The sequence below is a fragment of the Adlercreutzia shanghongiae genome (assembly GCF_035830635.1).
Lineage (GTDB): Bacteria > Actinomycetota > Coriobacteriia > Coriobacteriales > Eggerthellaceae > Adlercreutzia > Adlercreutzia shanghongiae.
In genome coordinates, this window is the sequence record NZ_JAYMFI010000001.1 from 391,948 (window position 1) to 411,586 (window position 19,639).

Below are 19,639 nucleotides of genomic sequence, written 5' to 3' on the forward strand. Positions count from 1 at the left end.
TGGCATTCATGAAGCTCGCAACCGCGCTCTATTGACACGGGGATAGTAGTGAAAATCCCTTGACAATCACCCGTTTCTCAAAGTTTAATGCACTTGCACAAATCGCTATCCGATTCTTACCTGCAAGGGGGTAACCATGAGCGATCCGAACGTAGTGGTGGCACGCAATACCGAGAATGCACCTGTAAGCAAGCTGTATTCCCAGACCGTGGCCTTCAGCCACTACAACAACCTCTCGGCCCAGCTTCCCATCGACCAGGCCACTGGCGCCATCGTCGAGGGCGACGTGGCCGCACAGGCTGAGCAGTGCTTCAAGAACATCGAGGCTATTCTTGCCTCTATCAACCACGACCTGAACGACATCATCCGCCTCACGGTGTTCGTGCGCGACATCATGGACGTGAACGCGGTGGACAAGGTGCAGATGGGCTTCTTCCCCACCTACCTGCCCGCCCGCACCGTCATGGCCGTGAACGACCTGCCCCAGGGTGCACTCGTCATGGTTGAGGCACTCGTCGACAACGGCGAGGGCACCCAGTCCGTGCCCCAGGCCGGCGATCTGCTGAAGCTGACCAACAACACCCACGCGGCGCCTTACGACATCATGTCCACCCAGTCCGTGGCTTTCTCGCACTACAACAACATCTCGCTGCAGCTGCCGCTGGACCCGAAGAGCGGCCGTCCCATTCTGGGCGATGTGGCCGCGCAGACCGCCCAGTGCCTGCGCAACGTGAAGGCTATCTTGGAAAGCATCGACGTGCCGCTGGACGACGTCGTGAAGGCGACCGTGCTCGTGCGCGATCTGGCCGACATGGACGCCGTTAACGAAGTGTACAAGACCTTCTTCCCCGACTCCGGCATCGCTCGCGCGGTGAACTACCTGCCGGCTCGCACCGTGGTGCCCGTGGCCGATCTGCCGCTGCACTGCGATGTGGCCATCGAGGCCGTGGTCTCCCATGGCGACGGCACCCCGCCCCAGGCCATCGAGGACCGTCACGGCCTTATCATCGAGGCCAACAATACCGACGCGGCGCCCATCTGCCCGCTGTCCACTCAGACCGTGGCCTTCTCGCACTACAACAACATCTCCGGCCAGCTGCCCACCGACACAAGCGCCGATGCGGCCGGCCAGACCGAGCAGTGCCTGTCCGCCATCAAGGCCATCATCGAGTCGGTGGATCACTCCCTCGCCGACATCGTGAAGGTGAACGTGTATCTGGCCGACCTGGCCGATGCCGACGCCATGAACGAGGCTTACCTGCGCTTCTTCCCCGAGGGAACGCCGGCCCGCCGCCTTGTGGGCACCGGCACCCTTCCCGGCGGCGCCCGCGTCATGATTGACGCCATCGCCGGCAACTGGGAGGGAACCCCGCCCATCGCCTAACGCCAACCCACTCTCTTCTCTCTTACCTGCGGCCTTCCGATCGGGCCGCCCCCATCCGAGCCCCGGCGCCTCATCGCCGGGGCTCGTTTTCATCGTCTCTTCTCGAGGTCTTCCCATTCACCTTTTCTGCAAATAAGGCCGTCAGCGCAAAAGACGGCAGAAGCACCGCTAGTCCAGATCGAAGCGGGAAAGAACTCACGGAGTTTTTACTGTCGTTTACTGTTTTCCAAAAGTTTTACTGTCGTTTACTGTTTCTCGGTCAAGCCCCCGCGAGCTCGCTCAATCCGCCTATCGCCTGGGCTTACCGAAGCCCTTCGCGAACGAATTCTACGAACTCCGCCACAACGGGGCGGCAGTCGTCTGCATAGGCAAAACTGTGACGATAGTAGAACTCGGGAATGAGTGGCATGATATGCAGGTGCTTGAACATTCCCGCTTGATCTTCTGCGAGCAAGAACGCATCTCCTTGCTCGCAGATATCCATTACCCGCTCGGGACTGTAAAGCGTTTTTTGGAAATTGACCTTCAGCCCATGGCGATCGATATACTCAGCGATAACCCGATTGATGTCGCTGCCGTTCTTGCAAGCGTAAATCGTCAGCCCCTCCAGCGCCTCGAAAGGGATTTCTTCGAGCTGCGAGAGCAGGTGGGATGTTGAGCATGCAAGGCACATCTTGTCGCGGTCATACTCCTGAAAGCTTACCCCTCTTCCCTCAACTTGGCTAATATAGCCGTACTCCACGATATCGACTTTCCCCTCGGCCAATGAGGCCATCATTTCGTCTCTATCGGAATAGGCATAGGGCACATGCTTGAAGCGCACATAGGAGTAGCGCTCCTTGAAAGCATCGATGAGCACCTGCGCGTTGAAGGGGGCCGCAAGGGCGATGGTGATGGTCTGCTCGCTGTTCCCAGCTACCTCGGCGGCGGCATCAAGCATCTCGTCCACATCACCGAGCAGCCGTGCACCCTGCTTGGCGATAACCGCACCTGCCGCCGTAAGAGAGCAGCCGCGACGCGAGCGTTCCAGCACTTTGAACCCCAGCTCCGCCTCGAACAGATTCATCTGCTGCTGAAGCGAGGAGGGGTTCATGAACAGCTTCTTCGACGCTCTGGTAATGCTTTGCTCCTCGGCGACGACGAGGAAGGACTGCAAGTGTATGAGGTTCAGCATGAGATTCCCTCCAGAGTCTCAAACCGCCAAAGCGCAACGGGAGCCGTTGCGCAGCAAAGCGGAGCGGCGCTCGCAGGTGGGAGGGAATCCTGCAAGCGCCGTCCGCGTTCGCACTATGTCAGTTTAACGTCTTCGGCAGAGCGGGCGCTAGCGCACCGCCCACACAACATCGGAGAGAACTGACAGGGGTACGCCGCTGATATCGGCATTCATAATGGCGCCGCCGCCAGCAACGTTGCTGGAGCAGGCGCAGCCCAAGCGCAGCACCGGAGCATCCTCGTCGCCTTCTACCGCGTCAAGCGCCACGTCCATAACGGCCGCCGGGCTCACCAGCTTGACGTTGTTCGAAAGGGCATCGGCGGTATACTCGGGCATTTTCGCGCAAAGCACAGCCGCCGCCTTGTTGAACACGCTTGAAATCTCCGTCGTGGAGCTAACGGCATCTTGGGTGTAGGCGAACTCGCCGACCACCTCGCGCTGCGCTGCGTCCGCAGAGGCCCCGCCGATCTCGACGGCCTCTTCGGTCGCGTTGATCGGGGCGCCATAGGCGACTCCTTCGCCAGCGAGAGTCGCAAGCCCGGCTCCGGCGCCGGTGAGAACCATGGCTCCGGCAAGCAGCGTTGCGCCAGCACGGCGGGCATCTACTGTCTTTTCCATCATCGTCTCCTTCAGTGAACCAGGTTGGCTTATCGGACGTTGACCAGGAAGTTGGTCACAGCAGGCGCAGGCGTCTCGGTGCCATCGGCCTGCAGGCTCGTTGCCTTCACCTTCACCAGATATGCGCCCTTCTCGGTGAACTCGTTGCTCAAATCGAGCTTCCAGTACACCCACGGACCAGGTTCAGTGTTCGGTGTTTCGTAGGTCTTCCAGGTCTCCCCGCCATCGAAGGAGAACTCCACCTTGCTGATGGGCTCGTCGAAAGCATAGGAGTAGCCTTCCAGGTGAATAGGCTGGCCCGCCGGGAAGATCTGTCCGTCATAGGCGGACAGCACGCCGGACAGCGGCTTGTACACGCCATAGGTGCCGAAAATCGCGTACTCGGAATTCTCCTTTTGCGTGTTAACAATGTGAATCTCCTGCACTTGCTTGATAGCGTTGCCGGCGCTAATGCATTGGGACATGTAGCGCACAGGATAGCCCTGCTCGGCATAGAGGATATCGCCGTTCATCTTCGTGACCAAAACACCGTCGTATTTCAGGACGTCCTCGAGAGAGGGGCCCCAGTTGTTCGCGTACGTATCGACGCCCGCGAACACGACAGCGTCAGCTCCGGCCTGCGGTTTTGCGTACTCAATGATGGCGCTCAGCGGAATGCCCTCGACTTCTACGTTACCAACCGTGCCGGCAGCGACGCCGGTCTCGGTGCAGGCCGTGGCGAAGACCTCGGTCTTGGTGCCGAATTGTTCGGTCATTTCTTTCAGGGTCATCTCAAAGGGCTGATCGACATCGCCGTCAACCTTGATGACCCAGTTATCCTGATCCTCTTGGCTCACATCGGCATCGGTGGGCATGTCCTTCTGAGCCAGACGCGAGGTCTTGAACCAAAGATCATCGCGGTCGGTAATGGTGGTCTGGTCGAAGGAGAACTCGGCCGCAGCCGTATCAGCCGGCACGTCGGTCACACCAGTGAACAAATCATACTTGACCTCGTCCCATAGCTTATACTCGCCGCCCCAGTCGATATAGTGGCAGGATTGGCAATCGCCTTCCATGGCGTTGAAGGCCGCGTTAGAGTAGTGCAGCGTATGCATAGCATCTTTGAAGGGAACGCTGCCAACCTCGTGCTCTTCGCTGTGGCAGCCCTTGCACGTCTGGACCGTCTGCTCGGTGTTGTAGCCCGTCAAGAACGCACTGAAGTGATACCACGATTCGTTGGCCATAGCCTCTTCCAAGCTATGGCAGCTGCTCGTGCAGCCACGATTGTCCGCATTGAACATAAGGTTGTTGAAGCCCTCGATGTTGTGCACCTCGGTACCGTTGCGGAAATCCGGCTGAGCGAAGCGATTGCTGAAATCGCTCGGCACCTTCTGAATCTGCGTGCCGTCCTCAAGAGTGACAACCACGGGAATCAGATCGGTTAAATTGTCGTTGAGCGTCCAGTCTTTCAGATGCTTGGAATACTCCTCCACCGCATCGGTGGTGTTCATGTACTCGTAGCCCTCGGCCGATCCGCCGTAGTGGCGGAAGTCCATCGAGGGCTCCTCGGCGGCCGTACTCGGCAAGTTCTCGCCCGTTGACGACTGCGGTGCGCAAGCGACAAAGCTCACCAGCCCCAAAGCCATCACGAAGCCGAGCACGAGAGCGCCGAGGCGCTGCTTGCGCGAGGCTAGCGCCTTACGCTGTTTCGGTGCCTCACTGTGTTGCGTCATGAAACTCTCCTCCTTAACGTTTCCGTTTCCCAGTGGCTTGCCTGTGGCACCGAGGCGGTTCTCTCCACCGCTCCGGTCCGTGGTCCGCACCCCCCTTCATGGGCATAAGAAGCCGCTGATCCTTATGTTTCATTTTAAAAACGTGCCATCTGTCTGGATATTTCAGATCATCAACCTCTGTGAGGGGTATGCACCCCTCACAGGAGACGTTTCGCGATACAGGCAAACGCCTATCCGTCCTGCGCCACCGCATCGAGGGCGGCCAGAGCGTTTAGGGTGCGGGGATAGCCGATGAAGGGCAGGTTGCTCGAGACGACGCGGATAAGCAGTTCGCGGGAGTTGCCCACGGACAGATTCGCGCCGGCATGACCACGCAGCTGTGCGTCGCAGCCGCCCTGGGCGGCGATGTAACAGAAGGTCACGAGCTCGCGCTGCTTCAGATCGAGCCCGCCGCGGGTGTACCAGTCGCCGAAGCAGTTGTCCACGAGCCACTCGTTTATCCAGGGGTAATCGGGATTGCCCTTCGACTTGTAATCGCGCATGGATTCGCCGAAGATGTCGACTTGCGCCTGCTCGCCTGCGGCCATACGGCTTTTGCGCTCGGGCTTGGTGGTTGCCCGTTCGGGCAGAGGAAGCTGGGTGTCCTGGGCTTCCAGGATCTCATTGGTCGCCTTCAGAAACGGGAACACGCGTCCAATACCCAGATAGGCCACGGCCTGATAGACAACCTCTTTCGCCTGAACGGGCGTGATGCCGTTGCGCAACGCGGCAGGGAGCATCGCGCAATATTCATCGATGCCCTGGCAACCCAGAAGCGTGGCAAGCCAGCCCAGATAGCGTGTCTCGTCGTCGAGCTGCACCTGCGTGACAACCTCGTCGAAGGCGAAATTGTCGAAGCGCTCAATGAACTCAGGGTCGGTACGCAGAAAGTCACTTTCGTAGCCCGGGAACATCTTCTCATGAAAGGCGCGGGCGTCTTCGGTGATACGAGCCTCGTAGGTCATGGCTACTCACCTGCCGGGTAGTCGGTAGAAGCGGCCAGTTCCGTCTGGGTTTTGTAGTCGCCCAGGCGCTCCTCAAGGCGCTCGATAGTGGCGGCAAGCGCCTGGCTTCCATAGACCTGGCGCAGCGGCGCCGGCTCGATGGCCACTGACTCAATCATGCGCGCGGCCATCTTCGCAGGATCGCCCGCAGCCAAGCCCTTAGCGGGATCGAGCATGTTCAAAAAGCCGTGCACGTGATCGTAGGCGGGCATGAGATCGGCCACATGCGCGCTGCCGTAGCGAAACTCGGTGCGCGCACCGCCGGGCTCGACGATGGTGACGCCGATGTTGAACTTCGCCACCTCCTGGGCCACCGATTCACAAAAGCCCTCAATGCCGAACTTGCAGGCATGGTACATGCTGTTGGCGGCGTAGGCCACCTGCCCGCCGTAGCTGGAAACCTGGATGATGCGGCCATGGCCCTGCTCGCGCAGGTGGGGCAGTGCCGTGCGAATCACCTGGATGGACCCGGTGAGATCAGTGGCGATGATCTTGTCGATATCGGCATCGGAAAGCTCCTCAGCCGCGCCGAACAGGCCGTAGCCTGCATTGCTCACGACGACGTCAATCACACCATGACGATCGAAAGCTGCGTTGATAACCTCGTGCACGGCAGGCACATCGGTCACATCCAGAATGACGCAGTCGAAGGTGTCAGGGTAGCGCTCGATGAGCTCTTCCACCTTATCCCTCGAGCGCACGGTGCCGATGACGGTCTTGCCGGCCTCCAAAAGCTGTCGAGTCATCTCGTTGCCGAAGCCGGAGCTTACGCCGGTGACAAGCCACGTATTCGCGTTGTCCATGGCGACCTTCTTTCTTTTCGTGTCTTCGCGGGCCAACCGAGATCCGCTTTTGCCATGAGCCCATATTAAGCGGCTTTATACTTATCAACAATTCCAATAACTTTTGCTTTTCATCAGTTACACTAATGCAATCACGCTAAAGGAGGATGCGCCATGCTCATGCGTCAGCTGGAATACTTCTGCGCCGTCTGCCGAAGTGGCAGCTTCACCAAAGCTGCTGAGGAAAACTTCGTCTCGCAATCGGCCATCTCCCAGCAGGTGAAGGCGCTCGAGGGCGACCTCGACATCGAGCTTATCGAACGCCGCGGCCGTAGCTTCCGCCTCACTCCCGCCGGGGAGCACTTCTATCGCAAAGCCGCCGACATTCTCGCCCAGCTGGAAGATTTGCGCTACGAGGTGCAGGGTATCGCCGGTGGCTATGGGGCGAAGCTTTCCGTGGGGTACCTCAACCGTTATGAAGGCTGGGAAGTGCAAGCCGCTGTGGCCGCCTTCGCCGCGCGCCATCCGCACATCGAGATCAATGCCATCGGCGGCAGCCACGACGAGTTGTACCGCATGATGCTTGCCGGCACCGTGGACATGGCCTTCAACGACCGGCGCCGCGAGCTGTCCGACGATTTCGAGAACCGCTATTTGATGACGGGCTACGCCTACGCAGAGCTCTCCGAGAGCAATCCTCTCGCCACCGCCGAGCGCCTTACCGTGGGCGTTCTCAAGAACCAGACCGCCATTCTCATCGCCTCCCCGGAACTGGAAGAGGTCGAGCGCGCCTTCTATCGCGACCACCTGAACTTCGACGGAGAGTTCCTCTTCGTGCGCTCCCGCGAAGAGGGCCGCATGCTCGTGGCCGGTAACCACGGCTTCATGCCCACGGAGTCGCGCCTGGCCGAAGGACCCTCGGGCACCATTTTGCGCCGCATCCCCTTAACAACTTCTGGCGACCAGCAGCTTTCTCACGAGTACTACGCCTTCTGGCTGAAGAGTCGAACCACTCCCCTCGTCGAGGAGTTCGCCGAGATCCTCGAGGGCCTCTTCGCCTAACCCCGCTTGCCGCAAACGCTACACCCCGAAGTACGCCGCAATCTCGGTCATGCGGGCGCTCTGATTGACGCCGAAGGGGCAGCGGCGATTGCAGTGCCCGCAGTGGGTGCAATCGCTCGCGTGGCGCTCCAACGTGCGGTAGTGGTCGGCGGCCATGGCGTCGCCCAGACGCGCCAAATCATAGTACTTGTTGGCAAGACCTATGGCGATGCCCTCGGGACAGGGCTGGCAGTGGTTGCAGTAGACGCACACCCCTTCGGCCTCGGGCGGTGCGAACTGGCCGATGACCGCATAGCTGCGCTGCTCGGGCGTCGCGTCAACCCAAGCGAGCATATCCGCCAGATCGGCCTCGTTGCGCACACCGGGCAGGGCCACGATGACGCCGGGCTTGTCCAGCACATACTGCAGGCACTGCACCGGCGTGAGCGGCGCATGGAACGGCGAAGCCACCGCATCGAGCAACTGGCCACCGGCAAAGGTCTTCATGACCGAAATGCCCACGCCGGCGCGCTCGAACTCCTTGTAAAGCGAAGCACGATCATCAGCACTGCCCTTGCCGTAGGCCGATTCATCGGTGAAGTCGTACATGGGATTCATCGAGAACATGCCCATGTCCATGGCCCCCGTGGCCAAAAAACGCCGGGCGATGTGCACGCTATGGGTAGAAAAGCCCAGATGGCGAATGACGCCCTCTTGCTTGCGGCGGCAGGCGTAGTCCCAAATGCCCCCGTTCATCACCTTGTCGAAATCGGCATCCTCGTCGATGCAATGGATGAAGCCGAAGTCGGCGTAGTCAGTGTCAAGAGTGCGTAAACGCTCCTCGAACTCGCGGATGGCCGTCTTGGCGTCGGTGGTCCAGCCGTAGGCTCCGCGAGAGTAGTCGGCGCCAAGGTGCACCTGCAACATCATGCGGTCACGCTGACCGCGCAGGGCCCGGGCGATGCCCTCGAAGGCCGAGGCCTCGCTGGGGATGAAGTCCATGTAGTTCACGCCGGCCTCCATGGCCGCGCGCACCGTTCGCTCAATCTCTGCGGTCGATGAATTGTGCAGGCTTCCGGCCCCCAGGCCGATGACGCTGATCTTCTCCCCGCCATGGGGCAGTGTCCGGTATTCCATAGGGCATCCTTTCCAGGCCTTCGACCTGCTCCGGGAAGACATAAAACTCAATGACGCACGCAAGGCCATGCTGCGCCCTCAGTCTATAGTAAGATTGAGGAATCTTGCAAGCAATCGCATGCTCTTCTTCACTTCATAAGTCTGACTAATGCTCAATCGACTAATGCATGGAACCACATGAAGATACAAAAAGCCCGCGCCGTTTACCGTCGCGGGCTTCAGAGGGAGGGCTTGATTCGGGTTACTTCACCGTGCCGCCGAAAGCAACACCCACATTCGGCAGGTTCGCATAGTCGCGCTCAGCCGCATCGATTCCGGGAGCGGCCGGCACCTCAGAGGTGTCACGCGTTTCCACGGTGATGGCAATAATGTCACGAGCGAAGTAACGAGCTGAGGTAGACCCCAGCCACAGTTGATTGGCGCCGCCCATGGACTCATCGAGCGGCGATCCGTTCACCGCGAACACGAGAGGGGCATAACGCTGCTCCAAATAGCGTAACGGCAAGGCGACCTCGTAGCCATCGGCCGAAGAGAACACCACTGTGTTCGCGTCCTCGGCGGGGCGGGCAGCAGCGAGGAGGTGCGATACGCTCACACCCGTGACTGCCGCGTTGATGCTGGCAGCCCCATCTGCCGGATTGCCCGCGCAGCTACAGCCCATAATGGCCGTTTGAGCATCTTCTCCGTCCATGATCTGCTCGGCCGTCGCGACATAGGCGTTTCGCACAGCGCCGCCCACAGCGATCTCCCACGCCTCGACATTTTCCGCCGCAGTTCCACCTGCGTAAGCAGATCCGCACAAATAGCGGGCCGACTCGCCCATGTTTTTGACAATAGCCGACAGAGGCGTTACCTCGCTTTGCGTGAAGGCAAATACACCCTGCACAATGGGGCATGCGACACGGGCACCCTCGACCGCAACCGACTCCTCGGCCCCAGTCGACATAACTTCAGACGAAGCCTGGTCGGCAAAAGCTAGCGTGCCGCTCGCGCCCATGGAGGCCAAAAGCAGTGCCGAACCTCCAATTCCCGCAATCTTCCTCATTTTCTCGCTCATTATTCGCTCACCTCGATCGAGTTCATATCCGCGCGCGCGTTCACTAGCATCTCCAGCGGTATTTCCGTGCGACGCTCAACCTCCTGGCGCTCCTCGCTCACCGAGGCATCCAGGTTGCCGAAAATAGTCGTTGTTCCATCTTCGTTACGAGCCACACCGCGCACCATCAGCACATAGGCAGAATCAGCATCGGCTTCAGGCGTCCACGTGAACTGCCAATGAACCCAGCGATCCGAAGTCGCATCGGGGGTGTCGAAGCGCGTCCACGTGGCACCGCCATCCATGGAAAATTCCATGGCTACCATAGGTAGCTCCCATGCATTGGCCCAGCCTTCAAAAGTATAGGGCGTGCCCGCCTGCAGAACCTGCCCCTCCACCGTATTCAGAATACCCACGTTGGGCTTGTACCAGCCCTGCAGCATGCCGTCGCCGCCCACGCCCTGGGTAGAGTAATCGACGTCATCGATGATGATCTCGGAGAAGTTCTTCGAAATGCGCGAGGCGACCTGACCGCCAATCCAAATTGCGGCCGGGTAACCATCAATCCAGGATAGCGGCTCACCATTCATCTCGTAGACAATGAGCGCATCATGACCTTCGAGGTCAGTGAGGTTCGTGCCATAATACTGAGAAGCGGCGCGGTCAGGCGATACGGTAGTCAGCCCCACGGCGCCATCCGTTACGCCGCCTGCCTGCTCAATCACCCAGTCCAGGGGAATGCCCTTCACCTCTGCCTGGCCTATCAAGTTGCCATTAAGCGGGTTCAGCTCGCACTGCTGGCACAGTGTCGTGGTGATAGAGGGTGCCTGTTCGATGAGCTCGGGCAACGTCCAGGTTTTCTCCTCGCCCACCAGGCCCGTGATGGAAATCTGCCACGTATCGAACATTTCCTGGTCAAGGGGATCTCCGTTCACGTAATGATCCCAGCGCATCTGATCATAGTCTTTATTGAGCCAATTGATGTTGGGCAGCCCGTCGCTTATTCCTTCCTGGTCCCACACGAAGTCACCTTGAACATCCTCGACGGCGGTGATACCGGCCATGGCGCCATGTTTGACTTCTTCCCAAAGCAGCATATTGCCCTCTGAGTCAACCTCGTGGCAGGTAAAGCAGGATGGACCAGACGAGCCATCCATAGCCACGTTGTGAAGCGCATGAACCTTCGGGCCCAAGACGCCCACCCATGACATATCGTGGTGGCAGGCTTTGCACTGGGTCACATCCATGGGCATATTGAGACCGCCCATAAGCCCCGCGTGGGTGGGGTCGAAGCTCTCCAGCGTGGCACCTAGATCCAAGTGACAGGTCGCGCAACCTCGCGCATCGGCCTTCAGCACATCGATGTTGGTGCGCACGTCCGAGCCGTAGCTCGGTTGGTCGGTGGGCGTAAGCTGCACATAGCGCCCGTCCTCCAGCTGCCGGACGATGGGCCCGGCGGGGTCGTAACTCGCTTGAAGCATCACGCCACCAGAGGCCTCACCCATCGGCTGCGCAGCCTCGGCAGCATCATTCGATGCCTTCGGCTGAGGCGCACAGCTTGCAAGCGCCAATGCACCCACCAGGGCCACACAGGCGCTCGCGCAGATCAATTTCCGGTTCTTTTTCATGGAAACCACTGCTCCCCTCTCCTTCCATGTAAACATTACGTCGCAGAACGGTAACCAGGGCCCTAGGGGAACGGTCAAGATTCTTTGGAGGGAAGCGGCTGTTTTGTTGACTGTTCCCTTGGGGCACGGTTTACTGTTCGAAAGTCCAAAGGAAGGAACTATGCCTCAAGAAAAAATGCTTAAATTCGGGGCCATGGCTGAAGCGAACGGTATTTCGAAAAAAGCGCTCCGGGTCTATCAGGGAAAGGGCCTTATCGATCCCGCCTACATTGATCGCATCTCAGGGTACCAGTACTTCAACATTGCCCAATCTGCGCAACTCGATTTGGTGGCGTCGCTGCAATCTATAGGCCTGTCACTCGACGAGATTCGCGAGATCGGCGAGAAAAAAGACGCCCAGTACCTGCGGACGCGCATCGACGCGGCGATTGCCGATATCGAAGACAGGCAGCGCGAACTGACAGCAACACGCGAATCAGCCGAATCGCTGCGCGCCAACTGCGATCTGTTCCTCTCCCACCCTCCTTGCGACGTTGTGCTGCAGGAGGACATCGCTCCTTTTCCCATCCTGGAGTTTTCCATTCCCCGCGACGAGCCCACCCTGCTGGACCGCGAGACCTATTCAGCCGCCGAGCAATGGGAGTGGATTGTTCATTTCGTCAAACGGACCATCGCCGAGAGAGGCTGGCCGTCTCGCCTGTTCCGCAATGTCGGCTATCTTGTTGCGCCCAACGAGCTCGACGACCCGTACGCTTGGCAGCGGCGCGCATTCGTGCCCGCATCGCCCGCCTCGCCGGAAAGCCTTGAAAGCGCACAAAGTATTGCCGGCGGACCGCACTTGGTCATCTACCGCGACATTGGCTACAACGAAGACGGGGACGGCTTCGATTTCCTAATGATCCAGAAGCTATGGGCCCATGCGAGAGAACAGGGACTGTCCGTCGCGGGGGATCTTTTCGTAGAGGACATCTTCCCCTTCGCCCGCTACTTCGGCACAGACGAGGGATTGCTGCACCGCTACTGCCTGCCAGTGAAATCGACCCCGGTATCCGCTACTTCTCGGGAATGTGCTCGGTAAGCAGCGCGATGAGCTCTTGGGTCTTCAGCGGCTTGGTGGTAAGGGCCGTCATGCCGGCATCGCGGGCGCGGCGGTAGCCTTCCTCGAAGGCGTCGGCCGTCTCGGCGATGATGGGCAGGCTCGCCGCATCGGGGCGGTCAAGCGCGCGAATGACCCGGGTCGCCTCGTCGCCGTCCATGCGGGGCATGCGCATGTCCATGAGCACGGCATCGTAGTAAAACGGTGCCACCGAGGCAATCTTCTGCACGGCCGCATCGCCGTCGCGGGCCTCATCGGACGCAAAGCCGTAGCCCTTGAGGATTTCCACGAGAATCTCGCGGGACAAATCGTCGTCATCTACCACGAGCACGCGACAGCCCGTGAAATCGCGCTCTTGGACCGGAACGACTCTGCCCTCCGGCGCATCAGCCTCGGGCCCTTCAGCCAGACGCAACGGCAGCGCGATGGTGAACACCGAGCCGCGGCCCACCTCGCTTTCCACTTCGATCGTGCCGCCCAGAAGGTCCACCAGGCTCTTGGTGATGGTCATGCCGAGCCCCGTGCCCTCGGTCTTGTTGGCATAACCGAGGCCGTCGCGCTCGAAGGGGTCGAAAACCTTGCTGAGGAACTCCGGCGTCATGCCGCAGCCGGTGTCGCGCACCGTGATGATATAAGAGCCGAACCCCCGCCGGGCCTCATCGCTCTCGCGCAGGCTCATGGCCACCATGCCGCCGGCCGGGGTGAACTTGATGGCGTTGCCCAGGGTGTTCACGACAATCTGGCTCAAGCGCAGCGTGTCCGACAGCACGTGAGGATGGGTCACCGCCACGTCAAGGGTGAAATCGAGGCTTTGGGCAGCGGCCTTGTCGGCGAACATGTTCTCGGCATCGCGGGCCAGCTCCACCACGTTGATAGGGTCCTCGGCCAAAGACAGCTTGCCGCTTTCGATGCGGCTCACATCCAATATGTCGTTCACGAGGTTCAGCAAGTGGTCGCTCGACAAGATAATCTTATGCAGGCAGTCGCGCACCCGGCTGGTGTCTTCCAAATGGTCCAGCGCGATGTTCGCAAAGCCCGAAATGGAGTTCATGGGCGTACGAAAATCGTGGGACATATTCGTGAGGAAGGTAGATTTCGCGCTGCTGGCATGCTCGGCCAGCTCCAGCGCGCTTTGCAGAGCACTGCGCTGGCGCAATTGCTCGTTCATCTCCTGGGTGACGTTGCGGGCGGCCAGCACAACCTTCGTTCCGTCTCCCTCAAGCCGGATGGCGCGGGCCTCCACATACTGTTCGTCGCCATTGTATTTTCGCTGGTAGTTGAGCGCCACCTCTTTGGCGCCCTGGGCAAAGCGCGAAAGCAGCGCATCGCGGGACATATCGCGGAACACGCGCTCGCGGTCCTGCTCGACCACATAGGTCGCGATATAGCGATCGATGGTCTCGGAATACTCCGCCTCCGAGAACGGCACCGCATCGTCGCGGCCCGCCGCTCCCTCGCGCAGCCGATAGGGCTCGACGCGGTCTTCCTTCAAATCGACCAGATACAGCGCGAAGTTCTCGCGCGATAGGCTGTCGACGATATCGAAGTAATACGAGCTTTGCTCCTCGGCCTCCTTGGTGCGGGTAATGTCCTCCAGAAATCCGTAGGAGAACTGGTGCCCTCCGTTCGCATGGTGCAGGCTGAAGCGCAACCAGCGCCCGTCTGATAGCCTGCCCTCGAAGTAGATGCCGCCCGCGCGGTTGCGAAACGCCTGGGCCTGAGCGCGCACCTTTTCCACGCATTCAGCACCGAAGGCCTCGCTCACGAAATCGACGAGGCTCGTGTAGGTGATGTCGATGCCGCACACTTCCTTGGCCGAAGGTGTCAGCAGCACGCGCTTGGTGCGCATGTCGTAGAAGAACAGCCCCGAATCGGCCTGCTCCATGGAGAGGTGCGCCGGGCTGATCCAATCGGAGACGTCCTCGATGGTAAAGGCGCAATATCCCTCCTGAATGGGAAACACGCACACGTGCTGGAATTCCTCGAGCATCTCGTTGGCAGTTTCGAATTCGATGGTGCGGCCCTCATGGGCGGCCTGGTAGAAATAATCGAGCCAAGTGGTATCGCCGCCCCATAGGTCGTAAACGCCCTTGCCGAGCAAATCGCTGAGGGACGAACCGGTCATGGCGGCCATGGAGGCGTTGTAGTAGTCGTAAACGATGTCGAGGGGTTTTCCCTCATCGTCGATGGTGACATGGGCAATTCCGAAAGGCTGGGGGCTCTCTTTGAGCAGCGTCGCACTCGCTTTCAGCAATTCTTCCATGGCACCCGCCCTTTCGAAAAATCGGTGCTTTTCAATATAGCACTTTTGAGCGGATGCGCCTAGGGAAACGCGCTGTACAAGTGCCTATTTTTGAAACGCGCCTCATCATCTTGTGCAAAGGTTTGAAGCAATATGGACACCGTGCACAAAAGAGGCGCCCCTTAAGGACGCCTCGCGGGCAAGCGATTCGCGGTGAGCGAGACCCGTTGCCTAGGCCTCGGGCTCGGCCTGCTGGTTCTCGTCGCGCTGGACCTCGGTGGCCTCGGGCGGGATGGCGCCCTTGGCAAAGCGCAGAGAGTTGCCCTCGACCGACATGACCAGCTCGCCGTTCTCCAGCGTGGCGTCAAACTGGTCGCCCTCGAACTCGAGCGTCACCGTCGAGGCGTCCTTAGCCGTCCACGTGCCCTCCATGTTGGTGCCGAACAGGCTGATGACGGCGCTGCCGCCCTCGTTCAGCTGGACGTACACGTAAAGCCCCATGTCCTCCATCGCCTTGATGCTGTCGGCATCGAGCTCCTGACCGTCGTTCGTGCCTCCGGAAAGCATCCAGTCGCCCTGGAAGTTCGCGTCGTTGTTGCCGCCCTCCGTGCCGCCGCCAGCGCAGCCCACAAGAGCGACGCACAGGGCAAGCGCGCAAACCACCGCAGCGATAATCTTCGACTTTTTCATTCCCACTCCTTACTGTTCGTTGATGCTTTGCAGCTAGCTGAATCATCATAATACCTAAGTAGATAGCTCATCAATACCCAACGTGCTGTTGTTTCTCGCGCGTTCTTTCTGCTATGGTTGCCCCTAGAAACAACGGGCAGGCGCGAAGGAGCGTCATGGGCGATTTTGCTAACAGAGTGTTTGGTGTGGTGCGGCGCATTCCGCGCGGGAAGGTGGCCACCTACGGCCAGGTGGGCCGGCTCATCGGCGCGCCGCGGGCCGCGCGCTACGTGGGGTACGCCCTCCACGCGAACCCAGAGCCCGGCACCGATCCGGGGTGCACCCCCTGCCACCGCGTTGTGTTCAAGGACGGGCGTATGGCCACCGGCTTTGCCTTCGGCGGCCCCGACGAGCAGCGCAAGATGCTGGCCGCAGAGGGCGTCGCCTTCGACGACGAAGGCCGTGTGCTCATGGACCAACACCAATGGGACGGCCGGCCCGAAAACGGCGACGATGATGCTCCCATGGGTCCTCCCGCCGACTTCGACTGGGAGGCCGAGCTGGCCGAACGCCCCCGCGCCTGAGACACCTGCGCGACCCCGAGCCCTGACCGAATTTTCAACCGCTCGCCTCCTCGCCCGTTCACTGCTCTCATTTTCGCGTTTCTCGGGCTCCTGCTCGCTACGTGCGCCCTCGCTGGGTACTAGCATCAGGAAGCAAATTCACTAGTTGACCTCGCAACTTATCACGCGTAACAAATCTGACAATTTGATGACAAAATCCTCTTGACCTTAAACCATGTTCAGGGTTTAACCTCGCGTTGTGTCGATTTTGTGCATGGCCCATGGAGGCCCTGTGCAAAATCATAACCAACGAGAAGGAGGGAACATGAGCAAGACCAAGCTGACGAGACGCGACTTCCTCAAGGGCGCTGGCGTCACGGGCGTGGCCGGCGCACTCGCCCTGGGCGGCGCGGGCGTGGCCTTCGCCGAGGATGCCGAGGCTGCTGGCGAGGCCGTAGCAGCGGGCAACCCGTACTCCGCAGCATTGGGCAGCGACGCATCGCTTCTGCCCATGCGCAAGGCGGAGTGCCCCGGCCCCCACGGCCCCGTAGCATTCGAGGATCGCACTATCGGCGATGACGAGATTGTCGCTACCGAGGACACCGAGGTGCTCATCATCGGTGCCGGCATCGGCGGCATCATGGCGAGCCTCAAGGCTGCCGAAGAGGGTGCGAAGGTTCTCATGATCGAGAAGATGACCGAGGGCCGAAGCGCCTGGGAAAGCTTCGGCGCCACTCAGGCTACGTTCCAGAAAGAACAGGGCATCAAGATCGACGACGCCCAACTCATTGATGAGATTCTGCGCGCAAGCGACTGGCGCGCCGACCCGGAGGTCATTACTTCCTACGTGAAGCACTCCGGCGAGGTGGCCGACTTCTGGCAGGCCATGTTCGACAAGACGGGCACCGGTTGGCAGATTTACAAGTTCGACCAGGCCCCCAACTACAACGGCTTCCCTGTCATCGACTCCTACGTGAACTTCCGCATGCCCGAGGGCATCTCCAAAACTTGGCTGTTCGGTCTGCATGTGTGCGAGGACCTGCTGAAGGCCGGCTCCATGTACCCGAACTGGGAAGTGCGCTACTCCACGCCGGCCGTGCAGCTGGTGAAGGAGGGTAACCGCGTCGCCGGCGCCATTGCCAAGACCGCCGACGGCTACATCCGCATCAACGCCAGCAAGGGCGTACTCATCGCTACGGGCGGTTACGATGCCAACCCCGAGATGATGCAGGCCTGGGTGCGCCCCGAAGATTACGAGTCTTCTTCCTGGTGGAACCCGTCCTGGGGCACCACGGGCGACGGCCATATGATGGGCCTGGCCGTAGGCGCCGATATGGACTCGCTACCCCAGCCGGTGATGAACTTCTCGAACGCCACGCCCTCCACCTTCGTGGAGAAGCGCGTCTACTTCCCCGGCGCAATGAACTGGGGCATTATGGTCACCGAAGAGGGCAAGCGCTTCACCAATGAGAACAATCCGCGCCAGTACGCCGGCAACGCCATGAACCTGCAGATTCGCCGTGGTCATACCTGCTTCTGCATCTTCGACGAGGCCATGATCGCCAGCTCTCTTGAGAAGGGCGGCGATGCGGCCCGCGGCCAGCTCGACCGCGATGAGGCCAAGGGGCACCTGTTCCGCGGCGCCTCCATTGCCGAAGTGGCCCAGAAAGCCGGCATCGACGGCGCTGCGCTTGAAGCGACCATCAACGAGTACAACCAGCTGTTCGCCGACAAGGTCGAGCGCGATCCGGAGTACTACCGCTACACGGGCAACAACCAAGCCTTCACTGGCGGCACGTACTATGCGCTGCTCACCTGCAACGTCATCCTGGCTACCGTGGGCGGCTTGGCCATCAACGGCAATGCCCAGGTGCTCGACACCACCGGCGCTCCCATCGAGGGCCTTTACGCCACGGGCAACGCCTCGGGCAGCTTCTATTCGGGCAACTATCCGCGCCACATTCCTGGCACGTCCGTGGGACGCGCCGCCACCTTCGGATATGTGGCCGCTGACCACATGGTGAACGGAGGCAACTAATGAGCAAGAAGAACCTGAGCGTGAAAGCGCTGATCGCGCTGTCCACCGTCGCCCTCGTGGCCGCCCTGGCCGCTGCGGGCTGCGCCCCGGCCGGCGATGCCGACAAGACCGACATGGCCGGCACCGGCGCCGCTACCGAGCAGACCGCGGCCAGCGAGGCCGACCCTACCGATCCTACGGGTCCCTATGTGTCAGACGAGGCCTGCCTCGCCTGCCATGGCGGCTCCTATGAGGCCCATGCCGAGCAGACCGCCGACCTGGGACAATGGAACCCTCACGCCTCCATCCACGGCGGCTATAACTCCTGCGACAACTGCCACGAGAGGGGCCAGGAAGTCACCCGCAACTGGTGCTCCAATTGCCATACCTACTCGGCAGAAGGATCCGAATACCACGAGGATTCCCTGTTCCTGTAGCAGCTCAAATTATTGAGCCCTCCGGAAACCCCGGTCAGGCTTCGCGTCGGCCGGGGTTTTTCCTTGTCTTTATTCGAAGGTCGGTGACGCTTCTCGCGCCATCGATGGAAACCAGATACGATAAGAGCACATCCTTTGCGCGTCTTGGGGAGGAAGACCATGTACCGGATGAAGCAATTCGCAGCCATGACCGGCATGACCCAATCGAAGATTCGGTTCTACGAGAAGCACGGGCTCGTGCTCTCCGATCGTACCGAGAACGGCTACCGCGTGTTCACCCCCGAAGACGCCTTTCGCTCGAACGCCTTTCGCATTCTTCTGCAGTACGGATTCAGCATCAGCGAGGCCGTTGCCATGCTCGACGCCAAGCAGGACACGGCGGAATTCCGTGAATCGCTGCAAGAGCAACGCCAAAAGCTGGAACGCGAGCGCATTTTGCTGGACTACCGCCAGCGGCGCATCGAAAGTGTGCTGGACGTTCTCGAGACCGACGGTAAGGTTGATTTCAAAATCGTCCATATCCCCGACCAACTCTACGTGAACGCATCTTACGGACGCGATTTCACCGTCTCCATGGAAAACGAGAAGGTGCTCGCCGAGTACTACGACCTGCTCAGCATCACAAGCTGCGCCCGCATCATCTCCCGTGACAACCTGCTAGACGACAGCCCGGCCGTTGACCCCGATTACATCAACACGCTCTCCGTTGAAGAGCAGCACTTTCTTTCCGATTATGCCCAGGAGCACGTGAAACGTCTCGAGCTCGGCCGCTGCCTGCGCTTCCGCCGCATGGTCACCCGCGAAGAATCCATTCAGAAAGAGACATTCGACAACCTTTTCGAATACCTGGAAGAACACGGACTGGCTATCCGCAGCGACATCCTCATTATGCCCATGTTCCTCAACCTCGACGGAGAGGGCAGCGACATCGAAGTCCTCTACGTTCCCATCGAAGGGACGAACTCCTAGAAGCCGTTCTCGCCGTTGGCCGGGGAATTCGGAGTGGGGATATTACTACCTA

The 19,639-nt window shown here is 60.1% G+C and carries 17 protein-coding genes; 7 read left to right on the forward strand and 10 right to left on the reverse strand.

Annotated features, from left to right (window positions below):
• The first annotated feature begins 136 nt into the window (after nucleotides 1–136).
• Nucleotides 137–1,384: a RidA family protein gene (locus tag VJ923_RS01745; protein WP_326437897.1), complete on the forward strand. Its 1,248-nt coding sequence runs from the start codon at nucleotides 137–139 to the stop codon at nucleotides 1,382–1,384.
• A 301-nt stretch (nucleotides 1,385–1,685) separates the two neighbouring features.
• Here VJ923_RS01745 and VJ923_RS01750 read toward each other — a convergent pair whose 3' ends face one another.
• The 5 genes from VJ923_RS01750 to VJ923_RS01770 all read right to left on the reverse strand — a co-directional run bounded on the left by VJ923_RS01750 (nucleotide 1,686) and on the right by VJ923_RS01770 (nucleotide 6,773).
• Nucleotides 1,686–2,558, reverse strand: a complete 873-nt coding sequence (locus tag VJ923_RS01750) for a LysR family transcriptional regulator (RefSeq protein WP_326437899.1) — start codon at nucleotides 2,556–2,558, stop codon at nucleotides 1,686–1,688.
• 147 nt (nucleotides 2,559–2,705) lie between these two features.
• Nucleotides 2,706–3,215 carry a hypothetical protein gene (locus VJ923_RS01755; RefSeq protein WP_326437901.1) on the reverse strand — a complete coding sequence of 170 codons (510 nt, stop codon included), beginning with the start codon at nucleotides 3,213–3,215 and terminating at the stop codon, nucleotides 2,706–2,708.
• Between the two features lie 29 nt (nucleotides 3,216–3,244).
• Nucleotides 3,245–4,927 (reverse strand): molybdopterin-dependent oxidoreductase, encoded by a 1,683-nt coding sequence (locus tag VJ923_RS01760; protein ID WP_326437903.1) that lies wholly within the window; start codon nucleotides 4,925–4,927, stop codon nucleotides 3,245–3,247.
• A gap of 230 nt (nucleotides 4,928–5,157) precedes the next feature.
• Nucleotides 5,158–5,931, reverse strand: a complete 774-nt coding sequence (locus VJ923_RS01765) for a carboxymuconolactone decarboxylase family protein (RefSeq protein ID WP_326437906.1) — start codon at nucleotides 5,929–5,931, stop codon at nucleotides 5,158–5,160.
• Nucleotides 5,932–5,933: 2 nt separating this feature from the next.
• Entirely contained in the window at nucleotides 5,934–6,773 is an 840-nt protein-coding gene (locus tag VJ923_RS01770) for an SDR family oxidoreductase (RefSeq protein WP_326437908.1), read from the reverse strand.
• A 153-nt stretch (nucleotides 6,774–6,926) separates the two neighbouring features.
• Between VJ923_RS01770 and VJ923_RS01775 the strand changes: the two genes are divergently transcribed.
• On the forward strand, nucleotides 6,927–7,814 hold the full coding sequence (locus tag VJ923_RS01775) for a LysR family transcriptional regulator (RefSeq protein ID WP_326437910.1): 888 nt from the start codon (nucleotides 6,927–6,929) through the stop codon (nucleotides 7,812–7,814).
• 18 nt (nucleotides 7,815–7,832) lie between these two features.
• Here the strand turns inward: VJ923_RS01775 and VJ923_RS01780 are convergent, their stop codons facing one another.
• The 3 genes from VJ923_RS01780 to VJ923_RS01790 form a co-directional block, all read right to left on the reverse strand.
• Nucleotides 7,833–8,930, reverse strand: coding sequence for an aldo/keto reductase (locus tag VJ923_RS01780; protein WP_326437912.1), 1,098 nt, complete (start codon nucleotides 8,928–8,930; stop codon nucleotides 7,833–7,835).
• Between the two features lie 241 nt (nucleotides 8,931–9,171).
• Complete coding sequence (locus VJ923_RS01785) at nucleotides 9,172–9,987, reverse strand: molybdopterin-dependent oxidoreductase (RefSeq protein WP_326437914.1); 816 nt, start codon at nucleotides 9,985–9,987, stop codon at nucleotides 9,172–9,174.
• Nucleotides 9,987–11,576 carry a molybdopterin-dependent oxidoreductase gene (locus VJ923_RS01790; protein ID WP_326437916.1) on the reverse strand — a complete coding sequence of 530 codons (1,590 nt, stop codon included), beginning with the start codon at nucleotides 11,574–11,576 and terminating at the stop codon, nucleotides 9,987–9,989. The genes VJ923_RS01785 and VJ923_RS01790 overlap by 1 nt, the downstream gene beginning before the upstream one ends.
• 178 nt (nucleotides 11,577–11,754) lie before the next feature.
• On the opposite strand from VJ923_RS01790, the gene VJ923_RS01795 reads away from it, so the two are divergent.
• Entirely contained in the window at nucleotides 11,755–12,672 is a 918-nt protein-coding gene (locus VJ923_RS01795) for a MerR family transcriptional regulator (protein WP_326437918.1), read from the forward strand.
• On the opposite strand, the gene VJ923_RS01800 is transcribed toward VJ923_RS01795, so the two are convergent.
• Both VJ923_RS01800 and VJ923_RS01805 read right to left on the reverse strand, forming a co-directional pair.
• Entirely contained in the window at nucleotides 12,647–14,953 is a 2,307-nt protein-coding gene (locus VJ923_RS01800; protein WP_326437920.1) for a hybrid sensor histidine kinase/response regulator, read from the reverse strand. The two genes, VJ923_RS01795 and VJ923_RS01800, sit on opposite strands and share 26 nt — an antisense overlap.
• 210 nt (nucleotides 14,954–15,163) lie before the next feature.
• On the reverse strand, nucleotides 15,164–15,622 hold the full coding sequence (locus VJ923_RS01805; protein ID WP_326437922.1) for a hypothetical protein: 459 nt from the start codon (nucleotides 15,620–15,622) through the stop codon (nucleotides 15,164–15,166).
• A 155-nt stretch (nucleotides 15,623–15,777) separates the two neighbouring features.
• On the opposite strand from VJ923_RS01805, the gene VJ923_RS01810 reads away from it, so the two are divergent.
• From VJ923_RS01810 to VJ923_RS01825, 4 genes are all read left to right on the forward strand, one after another.
• Nucleotides 15,778–16,185 (forward strand): MGMT family protein, encoded by a 408-nt coding sequence (locus VJ923_RS01810; RefSeq protein ID WP_326437924.1) that lies wholly within the window; start codon nucleotides 15,778–15,780, stop codon nucleotides 16,183–16,185.
• A 304-nt stretch (nucleotides 16,186–16,489) separates the two neighbouring features.
• Complete coding sequence (locus VJ923_RS01815) at nucleotides 16,490–18,202, forward strand: FAD-dependent oxidoreductase (protein ID WP_326437926.1); 1,713 nt, start codon at nucleotides 16,490–16,492, stop codon at nucleotides 18,200–18,202.
• Nucleotides 18,202–18,618, forward strand: coding sequence for a cytochrome c3 family protein (locus tag VJ923_RS01820; RefSeq protein WP_326437927.1), 417 nt, complete (start codon nucleotides 18,202–18,204; stop codon nucleotides 18,616–18,618). The genes VJ923_RS01815 and VJ923_RS01820 overlap by 1 nt, the downstream gene beginning before the upstream one ends.
• 168 nt (nucleotides 18,619–18,786) lie before the next feature.
• Entirely contained in the window at nucleotides 18,787–19,587 is an 801-nt protein-coding gene (locus tag VJ923_RS01825; protein WP_326437929.1) for a MerR family transcriptional regulator, read from the forward strand.
• Nucleotides 19,588–19,639 lie beyond the last annotated feature (52 nt).

Coding starts and splice junctions, on each gene's coding strand:
- VJ923_RS01820 (WP_326437927.1), top strand. CDS start 18,202: ATGAGCAAGAAGAACCTGAGCGTGAAAGCGCTGATCGCGCTGTCCACC.
- VJ923_RS01770 (WP_326437908.1), bottom strand. CDS start 6,773: ATGGACAACGCGAATACGTGGCTTGTCACCGGCGTAAGCTCCGGCTTC.
- VJ923_RS01780 (WP_326437912.1), bottom strand. CDS start 8,930: ATGGAATACCGGACACTGCCCCATGGCGGGGAGAAGATCAGCGTCATC.
- VJ923_RS01775 (WP_326437910.1), top strand. CDS start 6,927: ATGCTCATGCGTCAGCTGGAATACTTCTGCGCCGTCTGCCGAAGTGGC.
- VJ923_RS01795 (WP_326437918.1), top strand. CDS start 11,755: ATGCCTCAAGAAAAAATGCTTAAATTCGGGGCCATGGCTGAAGCGAAC.
- VJ923_RS01755 (WP_326437901.1), bottom strand. CDS start 3,215: ATGGAAAAGACAGTAGATGCCCGCCGTGCTGGCGCAACGCTGCTTGCC.
- VJ923_RS01750 (WP_326437899.1), bottom strand. CDS start 2,558: ATGCTGAACCTCATACACTTGCAGTCCTTCCTCGTCGTCGCCGAGGAG.
- VJ923_RS01745 (WP_326437897.1), top strand. CDS start 137: ATGAGCGATCCGAACGTAGTGGTGGCACGCAATACCGAGAATGCACCT.
- VJ923_RS01805 (WP_326437922.1), bottom strand. CDS start 15,622: ATGAAAAAGTCGAAGATTATCGCTGCGGTGGTTTGCGCGCTTGCCCTG.
- VJ923_RS01825 (WP_326437929.1), top strand. CDS start 18,787: ATGAAGCAATTCGCAGCCATGACCGGCATGACCCAATCGAAGATTCGG.
- VJ923_RS01800 (WP_326437920.1), bottom strand. CDS start 14,953: ATGGAAGAATTGCTGAAAGCGAGTGCGACGCTGCTCAAAGAGAGCCCC.
- VJ923_RS01785 (WP_326437914.1), bottom strand. CDS start 9,987: ATGAGCGAGAAAATGAGGAAGATTGCGGGAATTGGAGGTTCGGCACTG.
- VJ923_RS01815 (WP_326437926.1), top strand. CDS start 16,490: ATGAGCAAGACCAAGCTGACGAGACGCGACTTCCTCAAGGGCGCTGGC.
- VJ923_RS01765 (WP_326437906.1), bottom strand. CDS start 5,931: ATGACCTACGAGGCTCGTATCACCGAAGACGCCCGCGCCTTTCATGAG.
- VJ923_RS01760 (WP_326437903.1), bottom strand. CDS start 4,927: ATGACGCAACACAGTGAGGCACCGAAACAGCGTAAGGCGCTAGCCTCG.
- VJ923_RS01810 (WP_326437924.1), top strand. CDS start 15,778: ATGGGCGATTTTGCTAACAGAGTGTTTGGTGTGGTGCGGCGCATTCCG.